The organism is Paenibacillus sp. SRL342, from assembly GCF_984798905.1.
The window spans coordinates 7,149,286-7,163,402 of the sequence record NZ_OZ481790.1; the positions used below are offsets into that span (position 1 = coordinate 7,149,286).

Below are 14,117 nucleotides of genomic sequence, written 5' to 3' on the forward strand. Positions count from 1 at the left end.
ATTAAGGAAGATGCTGGAATAGGGAGGGTTTATGGCGGAAAGCACAATTTTAATGGTGGATGATGAAGCGGAAATTATCCAATTAATGAGTATTTATTTCAATAACGAAGGTTACAAGCTGCTGCAAGCATCAAATGGGATGGAGGCGCTGAAGATTCTGCAGACCAAGCAAGTCGATCTAATTGTACTGGATCTAATGATGCCCAAGATGGACGGTTTGCAAGCGTGTATGAAAATACGAGAGACGAATCCGATTCCTATCATTATGCTGTCCGCTAAAAGCCAAGATATCGATAAAATATCAGGCCTCAGTATCGGCGCTGACGACTACGTAACCAAACCGTTCAACCCACTCGAGTTGATCGCACGGATCAAGTCGCAGCTTCGGAGAATGAACCAGTTCAACTCCGTTTTGGGCAATACGAACGAAATACATATCGAAAACGTCGTGATTAATAATGCATCCCACACGGTAACGGTCGATCAGCAGGAAATCAAGTTGACTCCCCGCGAGTTCGCGCTCCTTCACATGCTGGCTGTCAATAGAGGGATGGTGCTGAGTATGGACCGCATCTACGAAGAAGTCTGGAACGAACCTTTTATGGAGTCGAAGAATAGCGTCATGGTTCATATCCGTAAGCTCCGTGAGAAGATAGAATCCAATCCACGTGAACCACGGATCATTAAAACCGTGTGGGGGATCGGATACAAAATCGAAAGCGATTTAAAAGCAAGGGGTGATTAGGATCCAACCACAGTGGCTGTATACGATTCGGTGGAGATTAATGCTGATCATGGTTGCAAGCCTGGTTTTGACAGGCATAGCTATTTTCTTGGGGTATGTCATGGCGGGAGCGCTGCAGAACATTGAATACGTAGCTGTTCCGATCAATTGGCTCATTGAGTATGCCGGGTCCGTTCGCGTGATGATCATAACCGGTATCGTTCTATTCCCCATTAATTTCTTCCTTGCCAGCCTCCGTTTGGTTCGGGATTTACGTGAAATTAACACCGGATTGCAGGAAATATCGGCAGGGCGGTTTGGGCAAGTTGTAAGGGTTAAGGGTAAGGATGAGTTAAGCGTAATCGCGGAGAGTATGAATCAATTGAGCAGCGAATGGGATCATTATCTTGCGGAAATCACTCGCGGCCTGGGGGAGATTGCGAGCGGACAGTTCGACCATCAAATCCCCGAAATTGCCGATCATCAACTGGGAGAGGTAGCACGCAACATTAACCGGATGAGCATGCAGTTGAAGCAATCAATTGCGGAGGAACGCAAGGCGGAAAAGACCAAAAATGATCTGATCACCGGTGTATCTCATGACCTGCGAACTCCACTGACCTCGATACTCGGTTTTCTCGAAGTCATCGAGAAGGATCGGTATCAGGATGAGGTGGAGATGCGCTATTACGTCAATATTGCATATGAGAAATCCTTGGCACTTCGGCGATTGATCGACGAACTATTTGAATACACACGGGTCAACAATGGCATGCCTCTGGAACTCAGTGAGCTTAATATGACCGGGTTAATTGGCCAGCTTGCCGAAGAATTCGTGCCGATTACCGAGAGTGCAGGCATGCAAATCAGGCTGAATGTTCAAGAAGGAGACTTCAACATTCAAGCGGACGGAGCATTATTGGTACGGGCATACGAGAATATACTCGCCAATGCCATCCAGTACGGGCGTACAGGCAAATATATCGATATCGATATTGCACAAGATGGAGATATGTTAGTTGTACGGATTCAAAACTATGGAGTCCCTATTCCCGAGCGGGATTTACCTTTTATTTTCGACCGTTTCTACCGGGTAGACAGCTCCAGGTCGAAGCAGACCGGAGGTACAGGTCTCGGTCTCGCCATAACAAAAAGTATTGTCGAGGTACACGGAGGAGGCATCACTGCGCACAGCAGCAAAAGGGCAACCTGGTTTGAAACACGGTTATCGATGTTCGGACCCAATCAGACGCAAGTGGCTGTTACGGAAGAAGTTCAAAACGAAATCAATCGGATACCGACCGTGCTTCCGGAACAACACCTTGTACCAAAACAAAGAATATTTCCTTGGCTTCGACACCTGTCTCTCTCCAGGATAGCTGCTGTACCCATGATCTTGTTGCTCGTCTGCGCGGTGGTACTATTCAGTATGAAGAATTCATTTACCTCTAATCTCGTGGTGAAGTTACCTTCCATCTTCTCTGAAAAAGAAGATTCAACGCTGATGCCAACAACCGGGAAGGACGAATTGGTTCTAATCACCGGTAAAACAGACAAAGACTATACACTGCTTATTCATAACTACCTTTTCGACGGGCATGACCTAATTATCCAATACTCCATGAAACATTCTGACCAGATATCGGAGACGCAGTGGGCGAAACAATCGGTCAAACCGACTTTTATGTTGGACCCTTCAACGATAAAGATAGTTCCCGGCATCGCCACAGATTCAGGAGTAGTGTTCGCCAAAAATGGCACCCTCCATTTTTATTTTATCGAGAATTCGCCACCTCCAGACCAGTTCCTGTTGAAAGTCAACGTAAATCAGTTAGTTCTGTCCAATGGACCGGATCAGCAGGATCTGCTCACTGGAGACTGGAGCTTCGAAATTCCTGTGAAGAAAAATTATGAGCAAAAAAACAATGGTCAAAGCGCGCCCTTGTAGAATTCAACCTAATTGAGATTCTTGAAATAAGTATTATACCTCAGAACCAATGAATTACGGTTATAATTGCCCTCCAAGCAAAAAGGATCTGGAAGCTTAGTTCCAGATCCTTTTTCTATATTGAGGCTTCGAATTTTTATTGTCACATCAGGTACTAATGAATATTTCAGGGGCAACTAATTCTTATTTCGTTTGTTAACTTCAATTGCAATGAACTCTGGCAAATAATTAGGAGTACAACCCTTTGATACCATTTCACCCTTATAAAGACCTGTATTCTCACCAAGTTTAATACAACGCGAACGATACTTTTGATCATAAATGCCTATCCAGCCTGCAATGAAATTCATAGCCCACTGAACTTCCGGCTCTTCCTGCGTAATATTAGCTTCAATTGCAGATAGTAAGTCTTCGGTGTTATCAGGAGGCGTTTGTCCAGTCCATCTCAATCGCGCTTGATAATACCAAAAAGCTCGCCTTTGAAGAGCAGAAGGGCTGTTTTCCCATAACTCCATCAATGCAATGGTCTTCTTGTCTTTGGTAAGCTGATTAGCCATTAACCAATCCATTAAGTTATTTCGCTCATCAAAAGTGTGAGTCTGCATATCCTTATCAAACCTATTAAGCAATTCTTGTGAGAGAAGTTTTTTATCCATAATTAAAATAGCTAATAGTCTGGGCAAAAACGCTTCGGTCGACCAAAGTTCCATAGCAAGTTCGTGATCTTTTTTTATGTCCTTCGCGATTTTTCGTAAGTCACCTAGCTTAGTTTTACTATTGATCTGCTGTAGAATGTCCCCTGCTTTTGAAGAGTATTTCATTTCTGTACTTTTATCCTTATTCATTTGATACCACAGCTCCTTTATGGTGAAAGTCTTTGAAGAGCGGTAGGGCTATTTCCCATGACTCCATCAACCGCAGTAAGATAAGCTTATTTTCATATATTGACAAATAAATATGTTAGACTACTTAAAGAAAGAATTGCCAATCTATACTAAAGAACGCTACACAACTGGATGCAGGCAGTTATTACACGATAAACGTAGTTAGAAAGGAAACCCCATGAATAGTTCCTTGAAGCAACGAATGAAATCATTATTAGCACCAGTGTTTCCCGGTGGAATCATAACCATTCTGATATTTTCCCTTGATTACTTCCAATTCGAACTTGTTGAAAAATTTCTGCTTTTTGCGGCTTTTGTCATTGTACCTCTTGTGATTTTACTTTTGAACCCTGACGAAAAGAATAAACATCAACGAATGATTTATGCTGCTATGAAATGGCTTCAATTTCCCGCTGCGCTTCTTACCCTGGCCTCGGTAATGAGTAGTAAGATGTGGGGGTTAGAAAGCACGGTAATACCGGGGATTCTGTCCCTTGGGTGGCTACTGTTCACACTGCTGCTCGGCATCTATGGCTTGACCACTATTGTGATCTCTAAAGGAAAAGCAGCGGAAATAGCGATTGGTGCGGGGCTCGTTTATTTTTTTATCGGGGGCATTTGGTTTACCTTATATCAATATCAATTAACCCTCTTTCAAGCTAATCCTGCAACGCACGCGTTAAGCTCGCTCCACTTTCATTTCTCATCTGCGATCGTTCCGATTTTTATTGGTGCACTGGGACGCATCATGACGAAGAAAAGCTGGTATCCCTGGGTTGTTGCCATCGATATCATCGGACCAATCTTGATTGCTATTGGTATGATTTTCTCCAAGCCGATTGAATACGTCGGTGTCAGTTTGTTCGCCTGCAATATTGTGGTTTACACCGCTTATCTCCTTGCTTACTTGAGGAAAAATGCTTTGGATGTTAAGGCAGCCTTCTTCTTAGGCCTTTCTTGTCTAGCCTTTTACACGGTTATTGTCATTTCCATCTTCTATCCGTTACTGAAAAATATGTACTCCTTAACCATACTCGATTTTATTCCCATTTACGGATCTCTGCATGCGTTTGGTTTTGTTTTATGCGGACTGATTGGTTGGGTGTATATGGTGGACTTCATTAAGGAAAAGGCTAACCAATCGGCTTCATAGGAGTAGTTTAGTCAGGTTCGTGCTATAATAGTGATCACATAAATAACATTCATCATTCTGCCGAGATGGCGATGATTAAGGAGATTGAATTTTGACGAACAACCATGATATTGGAGCAGTTAACGAACTACCGGAGAACTTTGAAGAGCTCAAACGAGCGGCTAACCGGACGTCGAGCTGGAGAGAAAGACTGAATGCAGTGAACGAATTGGGGAACTGGAATACAGCTCCTACCATTAAATTGCTTCAGCATGTTTTGAAAAATGATCAAGTGTTTCAAGTGCGCGAAGCCGCATATCACAAGCTCAAGCAGTTGGATGAAGATGTACAAATGCCTGCCAAAAACAAAGGTGAGCTGTTTAAAGGTACTAACAAAATTTTGCTACGGATTAAAAAAAGCCTTCCTGAAGGTCACACATTCGAGCAATTTAAGGAAAAACTGCAAAAGACACGTCTGGATATTTATGATACTTACGAGGGCGACAAAGATGCTGAATTCGACTCCTGGCTCCATGGCATTTGGGAGACACTAGGTAGAAGATAGCCGCCGTTCACCGTATAATAGCTGAGTACAAAGCCACTTCAAAATAATGGAGTGGCTTCTTTATTTCTTCAGGCTCATCTCCAGCAGATATGAGTTAATTTTTTCTAAAAAGTTGCTGCGGTCAAACTGATCTGACAAAAAAACGCCCTGTCTACTGATTCTTAAAAATCAGTAAACAAAGCGCAAAGTTAGAGCCTACATTCAACTTTACATGTACATTCCTCGTACGATGTGGAAGTTTGTGGTATACCATTTACTCTGGGATATAAGGAAGATCCAGTGTCTTCGGAACGTTGATGACATGCTTTTCTGTATAAGTGCGGATACCTTCCGCGCCGTATTCACGGCCAATACCGGATTGCTTAACCCCACCGAAAGGGAACCGAACGTCGAGCCCCTGCACAGCAGCTGTATTGATCATGGTCGTTCCAGCTTCGAGTTGACGTGCGACGGAGATGGCATCCTCTTCTTTCCCCCATACAGAACTCGTCAATCCATATATGCTTTCATTGTGTAGATGAATAACCTGCTCTTCATCGTCAAATGGCAGAATCGGAACCGTAGGACCAAACTGTTCCTCCACTACAATCGGATCATGAACATCGCAACCTAAGACAAGCGTAGGTTGTAGGTAGTAACCTTGTTCAAACAGCTTCTGATCAAGAATTTGACCGAGAGGGATGACCTTAGCCCCACGCTTTTGCGCATCTTCAACCAAACCAAGCACATAATTTTTCTGCTTCAGGTTATTAAGTGGACCTACTGTCGTATTTGAATCAAATGGGTCACCAATTCGAATCCAGCGACTAGCGGCCTCTATATATTTTTCCACAAACTCATCATAAATAGAACGGTGCACATACACACGTTTGGCGATCATACAGATCTGGCCTGCAGTCAAGAAATTAGAAATGACAATCCGGCGCATTGCTCGCTCATCATGAACATCAAAGCTTTCCAAGAAGATAGCCGCATCATTACCACCAAGCTCAAGCGTCATATCCTTAATCGTTTCCGACGCAGCTTTAATGATATGCTTAGCTGTTGCGGTTCCACCTGTAAAAGCGATTTTAGTAACAAGAGGATTACTAGTTAGTTCAACACCCACATCCGCATCACCATGAACGACATTGATTACCCCAGCCGGGAACTCACTCGCAATAATCTCTGCCACCTTCGCTGCCGCCAGTGGCGCATATGGGCTTGGTTTAAGCACAATCGTGTTGCCCGCAAGTAAGGCAGGAGCGATCTTAATCGTAGATAAAGCAATGGGATAGTTCCATGGACTAATCGCTGCCACCACACCAATTGGATCATAGGAAAGAATCGTTTTACCATTCTCATGCTCTTTGATCTCTTCCTGTAGAGCCGATTTGGCTTCATTACAAGCAAACTCCATCCACATTAACGAAACATAAATTTCACCGTGTGCATCATACAGGGGCTTGCCATGCTCTCTAGACAGCAAATTCACAATTTCATTCTCAGCTGCTCTAATCTTCTCGATCGCCTTGCGCATCATCATAATGCGTTCATCAATGGTGGTCTGCTTCCATGTTTTAAAAGCTCCTGCCGCTGCTTCAATCGCTTCAACCGCTTGTTCTTTCGTAGTGACAGGGAAATAACCTACGATCTCAGTTGGGTTTGTCGGATTCTCTTTTGCTAACTGCGAAAGGGATTTTACATTTTGACCATTAATGAACGCTTCAACTATAATTGTCTCTTGGTCTGCTTGAATTGTCATTTTACATCCCCTCCGTTATTTAAATGGATTAATTCCAAACTTCTTCTGCAATTTTCTTAACATAACGAAGTTTACGCCATTGTTGTTCTTCCGTTAAAATATTGCCTTCTTCTGTAGATGAAAAGCCACATTGTGGACTCAAACAAAGTTGCTCAAGTGGTACATAGGTTGCCGCCTCTGCAATCCGAGCTTTAATGTGTTCTTTATCCTCTAACTCGCCTGTTTTTGATGTGAGTAAACCAAGCACGATTTTCAAATCTTTTCGATTCACATATTTTAATGGCTCGAAACCACCTGAGCGCTCATCATCAAATTCTAAAAATAAACCATCTACGTTTAAGCCTCCAAAGATAACTTCAGAAGCGTAATCATAACCACCCGTTGAGAAATAGTTCGATTTATAGTTACCACGACAAATATGCATCGTCACCACTAAATCTGCCGGTTTATGAGACAAGGATTCATTAATCATGCGCTGCATCGTTTTCAACTCTTCCGCCGGTTCCAGACCTTTAGCACGTAGCTTATCGTGACCAGCTTCTGAGAACAGGTCTGCCCAAGCTGTATCATCTAATTGCAGGTATCGACATCCTGCATCATAGAAGGCTTGAATGGCTTTTTGATACGCCGCAATCGTATCCTGAAGAAATTGCTCTCGGTCCGTATAGATATTGGCGTCATTCTCCAATCGATATAGAAGCATGTTTGGACTTGGAATGGTCTGTTTCGCTACTGCGTCACCTGCATGCTTTTTCAAAAACTCAAAATCCTGAACAAAGGGATGACTCGAGAAATCAACTTTACCAACAACACGAATCCCACCCTTGCGCGTTTGCATATTGTGGAATTTTGGTCCATCTATTTGCTCATACAGCTCTACGCCATCCAGGCCGCCCAGAAAATCAAAATGCCACCAGCTTCTGCGGAATTCACCATCCGTAACTGCCAATACGCCATTTTCCTTTTGCTTTTCAATAATTCGAATAATCTCTTTATCTTCCACAGCTCTTAATTGCTCATATGTGATGTTGCCTAATTTATATTGTTCACGTGCCTGACTTAAATCTGCAGGACGTAGAAAGCTACCTACATGATCATTACGAAATGGTATCATAACTATTTCTCCTTCTAACTTTTTAGTCTAATGAGTATAGCATGATGGAAAGGAATGCTTGTTATATGAAAAAAGCATGGCTAGTCATAGCTTTTAACAATAGCTAGAAGACTTTAATACGCAAAAATCCACAACTTCATAGGGTAGTGGATGTGGTTTTACCTTTTATCAATATCAATTCAGGCTAACATACACCTTCCTATCTCTGCCATTATAATTATTTTCTAGTATAATAACGGGATACAACAAACATTTTAAAATAGAAGGAGAGTTGTTATGGAATATCATGTATCCAACCATGGGAATGATCAAGGAAAAGGAACAGCGGATCAACCCCTTCGTACCATATCACGCGCTGCGGCTCATGCCATGGCCGGTGATACAGTTACTGTTCATGCGGGAGTATACAGGGAATGGGTTAACCCGGCTAATGGAGGAACAGCGGAGCATAGAATCGTATATCGATCCGCAGGAGACGGGGAAGTCGTGATTACAGGAGCTGAACGGATTACCAACTGGAATTCTGAAGGAAACAATGTCTGGAGCACAGAAGTGCCCAATTCCCTCTTTTCCGTTCGCAATCCCTATGAGGTAGAGCTCAGTGGAGACTGGTTGTTTGACGGGCCCTTCCCAATTCATCTCGGCGATGTCTATTTGGATGGCAAATCATTGTATGAATGCGATAGTATTGAAAGCGTTCACAATCCTGGAGTTTGGTCCGAAGCCAAGTATCCCAAGGATTCATTGTTAAAATGGTATGCCGAGGTTGGTTCTACAACAACAAAAATCTGGGCCACCTTTGGTGGAAAAGACCCTCGTACGGAAAATGTAGAAATTAATGTACGTCCTTATTGCTTTTGGCCTGATAAACCGGGACTGAACTATATCACCGTAAGTGGTTTCACACTTCGTCAAGCCTCCCCCCAATGGGCACCACCTACGGACTACCAGGAAGGTTTGATTGGACCTCACTGGAGCAAGGGCTGGATTATTGAAAACAATATAATCAGTGAATCCAATTGCGTTGGTATTAGCCTGGGTACCGAAATCGGCACAGGCCACACCAAGTCTTTGGAGAAGCATAGTAAAGGTGGTACTCAACGCGAGCAGGAGGTTATTTTACGAGCATTACGCTCCGGCTGGCATAAAGATAACATCGGCAGTCACACAGTTCGAGGTAATGTAATTCACGATTGTGAACAGGCAGGTATTGTGGGTCATATGGGAGCAGCCTTCAGCCACATATATCAAAACCGTATTTATAATATTCACCACAAACGACTCAGACACGGTGCCGAAGTAGCGGGAATTAAACTGCATGCTTCCCTGGATACTCAAATTAGCGAAAATATAATGTATAGCTGTTACCGTGCGCTTTGGCTGGACTGGCAGGCACAGGGCACTCGCATCAGTCGTAATGTATTTTTTGACAATCTTTCGGAAGACCTCTTCGTTGAGGTGTGCCATGGTCCGTATATGGTCGATCACAATCTATTTCTCTCTCCGATGAATTTCAGAAATATGGCTCAGGGCGGGGCATTTGCTCATAATTTATTTGCAGGCCGATTTGTCGTTCGTTCCGAAATTACTCGTATTACGCCATATCATTTCCCTCACGAGACGGCCATGGCGGGATACTCCAATATCACTGGAGGCGATGACAGGTACTACAACAATATCTTTATAGGTGACAATGATCCTAATAAGGAGCCTGTGCCCATCACCTTTTTTGAGCATCTTCCACTTAAATCAAGGGATGAAGTTGGAGAGGACGGGAAGACGGTCATGGATGGTGTTCCGGACAATTCCATATGTTATCTGCATGCTGTGGGACTTGGAGGCTACGATCAACATCCTGATGTGAAAGATAAGAAATGGTGGGAATACACCAAAGAGGAGCTTCTTGAGCTTGGCGATGCGGCGAAGGATATCTTTATAGGCAATGCCGTTCTTCCGGTCGCTATGGGTGGCAATGTATTTCTTAACGATGCGGTTCCAAGTCGTCACGAGTCCCAAGCGAAGATAGTTGCACAGAAGGGCGTAAAAATTGAGATGAATCCTGCACTAGGCAAAGTGCACATTCAGATCCATGGTCCCGAATTGCTTCGGGGAACCTCTGCAATGTTAGTTACCACAGATCTGCTTGGAAAGACTTATCACGCCAACATGAAGTTTGAGGAGCCGGACAGCAGTCCATATTATTTTGGCTCTGACTTTTTCGGAACAAAGAGACCCGATGCAGTTGTCACACCTGGTCCGTTTGAGTTAAGCGGAAATGGTAGTGTTGAGTTTGAGATGTAGTTTGTTATTGAAGGTCCAGTCACTTTAGGTGACTGGATCTTTTTTGTGTGTTAAGCCTCTACTCCGCTAATCGGAGTAGAGGCTTTAATTGGTGAACGATGCTCTGTTTCCTTTCGGGTGATTTCTATTTTTATCAAAAGTATTCCGCTGTTACTTGTGGCACGGTTCACCGTAACATTTGTAGAGCGAATTTTAAAGGATTTCTATTACTTTTGTGTTGATTCTTACTCTCGTTCATTCAGTTTGTATTAAGTCATTTAGAGGGTTTGTTATGCTTCTGGCAGATCTTTTCAACACTAGTTTTCAGGTGCTCAGCAGTGAATTGATATCCGCTATATTCCAAATAATTCACAGAATTCTTCCTAAGAAAGCGAGCAATCATTGCAGCATTTGAAAGAAAAAATATAGACAAAACAGAGCGACCGTTAAAACACAAGTCGCTCTAAATTAATCACAAATTTTATAATGGACGGATTGTAATATGAAGTGCGACACCCGCTAGAAATAAAAAATGGCTCATAGCCTGATTCGTGTAGAATGAAAGTTACCACACCAGCATTCACACAAGGAGAATCAGTCCATGAGTTATTCACATCTTAGCATAATCGAACGCAGCAAGCTAGAAATCCTCCACAGACAAGGCAAAAGCTCAAGAGCTATTGCAAAAGAGCTGGGAAGGCACTCATCCACGATTTGCCGTGAACTAGATCGTGTTAATTCATCGCATCCCTATCAGGCAGAACACGCTCAGAACGCTTATGAGGAGCGTCGTAAAGCCTCTGTCTCTTCAGGTAAATGGTCAGACAGCTTGGCTGCTTCACTGGAGGAAAAACTGGAGGCAACGTGGTCTCCAGAACAGATCACTCAACGCTTCCGTATCGAAGGCCGGCGTGCAGTCTCCTTCAAAACCATCTATCGCTGGATCTACGCTGGGCGCTTGGTTCGAGGTGTATTACAGGTTCTTCGGCACAAGGGGAAGCGCCAGAAACCGGCAGAAACTCGCGGTAAATTCGCCGTCAGCAGATCCATTTCAGATCGTCCCCAAGAGGTTCGTTCCCGCGAAACGTTTGGACATTGGGAACTGGATACCGTCGTACCGGGTCGTGGGAAAAGTAAAGGCTGCGTAGCCACGTTGATTGAACGTAAAACACGCCTGTATACCGCTGTTCTCATGCCAGACCGTACCGCTTTGTCGATGGAGATTACGCTCGGTGTAGCGATCTCGCAGTACCCTACAGGGACCTTCCTCACAGCTACAGCTGATCGAGGAAAGGAGTTTGCATGCTATGCCAATCTGGAAACGACCCATAACCTGCACATTTATTTTGCTGATCCATATTCGTCTTGGCAACGCGGTTCCAATGAGAATGCAAATGGGTTGCTTCGAGAGTTTTTCCCTAAAGGTAACGATCTCGCTCAAGTGGAGGATGAAGCTCTCGCCCGTTCACTCGATCTAATGAATCACAAACCACGAAAATGTTTGGGTTGGAGAACCGCTCACGAATCCTTCACAGAGGAACTGTCGCACTTGGTTTGACAATCCGTCAATGAAAAAAACTATTATATAACCAACTATTAGGAAGTAAGTATAGTCCGTTATTTAAGTTGATAATGAGTATAGTATAACCCAAACAAAAAAAGGACCAACATACATTTGAGCATAAATATTTTTAAAATTTCCTTCCTAATCATTACTTTGTTCATTATACGAAACCTTCTTATTAATTTGGTAATTGAATATAAAATATATATCGAAAGTAATACATTAATCCCCCAAATAGTAGCCACATCTTCTTCATAATGAAACAAGCTTAGCCAGAGATCAGACAAAAAACTCATAACATAACGAGAAGCTATTAGTATTATAAGTAACAATATCCTCATAAACACCAATACAAAAATAAATAACAAAAGAAATTTTAAAAATACTTTAGCAAATTTCTTCTTAAGATCTTTTCTTATAAACTTATGTGTATGATATGCTTCTATTAATTTCACTCTTATATCCGGCTCTAAATGACGAATATTTATTAAGTTTGAATACTTTTCCACTGAAATATGTGAATGATGTTTAATTACATTAATTAATGTTTTCTTTCTGGTTTGATCAACTACGAATTTATCTGCTAAATTTTCATCTATAATAACACTAAATGCCCGAGAGAAAAAAATGATTATAAATCGGAATGTATGTAGTGTTAGCATAAATAAATTTATAAAAGAGTCAATTAGTAGTACCTTTGAAAGAAAGAATCTCTTTTCAACTTTAAGACTTTGCTGATAAAGCTTTTGAATTATTTCCGTTAACATTGAAAAAAATAATTTATTGATTTCGTGAACAGGCCAATAAATTAAATGATAAATCTCATGGTAGACTGCTGCAATGATTTCCTCCTCACGCAACTGCAACAGTCCCTCATATAAGATAATATACCCTTCATGATTATTAGCCTCTGATATTGCATTCACTGCTGGATGCTGCCGTACAAAAAGATAAATATTTCTTTTGAATTTTAAATTATTTAAAATTCCTTCGATTTTCTGAGATAATTCAGGATAATCAATCTTCAAAGGTATATCATCTTCTTCAATCAATAAATCTTTATCTTTTTCTCTAATAAATTTTAGTAAAGCGATAGATAAAATAAAGCAAAAGGATATAATTCTCACTAAAACCATTGACGTCTGAATGTTAAATATTTCTGAAATTATTATATATAAAATCTGAGGCACGAAACTAATTAGATAAACAAGCGAACAAGAGTATACTATAATAGTTAAAAGATATAATTTATTAATCTTAAAACCCACTCCAAACATTACTTTTCTTTAGAAATCCAATTGGAAACCTCTTCATAATTTCTGAAATTCTCATTAGAAATGTCGTATATAATAAATCTTATATCACCATATTGATCGTGTGAAATATTATCTTCTGAGGAAACGATTATTATTCCTTTAATAGAGTATTTTTTATTAACTTGTTTTTTTAAAGATTTGATTTTCTCCCACATATCTTTCACGTAATCATACTCATTACTCGAAATGAAGAGAGGTTGAATGTCAACTAAAATAAGGTTATTTGAGGAATACTCAATAACAGCCCCTATAAATTTATTCTTCTTTTCGTTCTTTTCCGTGAGAACTTGGTAACGTTTAATACTATAGGCATTACTGAATAGCTCTCTCTCTAATTTATCATAGATCAAATCCTCATATTCTATAAGTGTATCTGCATTATGCTCTTCAAGTAAATTATTCGGTGTATCAATAGTCTGGAATTCCGATTCATATTTAACTATTTTTTTCTCAGCTTCATTAAGAATTTGAGATTCATTCATGGGTTGAATATATCCATTTTCTTTATTTTTCCCATAAAATATTCTTTCGAAAATTTGAAAAACACTAATCAGATAACCTTTTTCAGAAATTAGAGGAGCTATTATAAAAATAGCAAGGATGATTGATATCCATTGATTAGATATCAAAGATAATCCAAGGATTATTATTATCCCGAGAATTTTCATTTGAGTTGTAACGATTTTATTATTAAAACTATGTTTTATTAATAAAAATGAAATTATAATGCCACATATAATTGATATGCCACCTAATACGCTCATGAATGGAAAATTTTCTAATAACATAAAGACTCCTTTTAGTATCATTTAACTCCACTGTTTCAAATTATATCTTCCAACACAA

Annotated in this window: 11 protein-coding genes; 6 read left to right on the plus strand and 5 right to left on the minus strand. The window is 41.1% G+C overall.

Features of this window, described 5'->3' with window-relative positions:
* Positions 1 to 31: 31 nt before the first annotated feature.
* A complete protein-coding gene (locus AC4E8D_RS31560; RefSeq protein WP_221820197.1) occupies positions 32 to 745 on the plus strand; it encodes a response regulator transcription factor in 714 nt (237 codons plus the stop codon).
* Positions 738 to 2,672 (plus strand): sensor histidine kinase, encoded by a 1,935-nt coding sequence (locus AC4E8D_RS31565; protein ID WP_490205691.1) that lies wholly within the window; start codon positions 738 to 740, stop codon positions 2,670 to 2,672. Before AC4E8D_RS31560 ends, AC4E8D_RS31565 begins: the two co-directional genes overlap by 8 nt.
* Positions 2,673 to 2,848: 176 nt before the next feature.
* Here AC4E8D_RS31565 and AC4E8D_RS31570 read toward each other — a convergent pair whose 3' ends face one another.
* The gene (locus AC4E8D_RS31570; protein WP_221820199.1) at positions 2,849 to 3,517 is read right to left on the minus strand and encodes a DNA alkylation repair protein; all 669 of its coding nucleotides are present in this window, start codon (positions 3,515 to 3,517) and stop codon (positions 2,849 to 2,851) included.
* A 217-nt stretch (positions 3,518 to 3,734) separates the two neighbouring features.
* On the opposite strand from AC4E8D_RS31570, the gene AC4E8D_RS31575 reads away from it, so the two are divergent.
* Positions 3,735 to 4,709 (plus strand): YndJ family transporter, encoded by a 975-nt coding sequence (locus tag AC4E8D_RS31575; protein ID WP_339306293.1) that lies wholly within the window; start codon positions 3,735 to 3,737, stop codon positions 4,707 to 4,709.
* A 91-nt stretch (positions 4,710 to 4,800) separates the two neighbouring features.
* Positions 4,801 to 5,253: a HEAT repeat domain-containing protein gene (locus AC4E8D_RS31580; RefSeq protein WP_339306295.1), complete on the plus strand. Its 453-nt coding sequence runs from the start codon at positions 4,801 to 4,803 to the stop codon at positions 5,251 to 5,253.
* Between the two features lie 253 nt (positions 5,254 to 5,506).
* Here AC4E8D_RS31580 and AC4E8D_RS31585 read toward each other — a convergent pair whose 3' ends face one another.
* Both AC4E8D_RS31585 and AC4E8D_RS31590 read right to left on the minus strand, forming a co-directional pair.
* The gene (locus AC4E8D_RS31585; RefSeq protein WP_339306297.1) at positions 5,507 to 6,997 is read right to left on the minus strand and encodes an aldehyde dehydrogenase family protein; all 1,491 of its coding nucleotides are present in this window, start codon (positions 6,995 to 6,997) and stop codon (positions 5,507 to 5,509) included.
* Between the two features lie 28 nt (positions 6,998 to 7,025).
* Positions 7,026 to 8,111, minus strand: coding sequence for a 5-methyltetrahydropteroyltriglutamate--homocysteine S-methyltransferase (locus tag AC4E8D_RS31590; protein ID WP_339306299.1), 1,086 nt, complete (start codon positions 8,109 to 8,111; stop codon positions 7,026 to 7,028).
* Positions 8,112 to 8,387: 276 nt separating this feature from the next.
* Between AC4E8D_RS31590 and AC4E8D_RS31595 the strand changes: the two genes are divergently transcribed.
* Positions 8,388 to 10,412, plus strand: a complete 2,025-nt coding sequence (locus AC4E8D_RS31595; RefSeq protein WP_490205692.1) for a right-handed parallel beta-helix repeat-containing protein — start codon at positions 8,388 to 8,390, stop codon at positions 10,410 to 10,412.
* 580 nt (positions 10,413 to 10,992) lie between these two features.
* On the plus strand, positions 10,993 to 11,949 hold the full coding sequence (locus AC4E8D_RS31600; RefSeq protein WP_490205693.1) for an IS30 family transposase: 957 nt from the start codon (positions 10,993 to 10,995) through the stop codon (positions 11,947 to 11,949).
* A 59-nt stretch (positions 11,950 to 12,008) separates the two neighbouring features.
* Here the strand turns inward: AC4E8D_RS31600 and AC4E8D_RS31605 are convergent, their stop codons facing one another.
* Positions 12,009 to 13,091, minus strand: a complete 1,083-nt coding sequence (locus AC4E8D_RS31605) for a M48 family metalloprotease (RefSeq protein WP_490205694.1) — start codon at positions 13,089 to 13,091, stop codon at positions 12,009 to 12,011.
* A 140-nt stretch (positions 13,092 to 13,231) separates the two neighbouring features.
* The gene (locus tag AC4E8D_RS31610) at positions 13,232 to 14,059 is read right to left on the minus strand and encodes a hypothetical protein (RefSeq protein WP_490205695.1); all 828 of its coding nucleotides are present in this window, start codon (positions 14,057 to 14,059) and stop codon (positions 13,232 to 13,234) included.
* Positions 14,060 to 14,117: the final 58 nt, after the last annotated feature.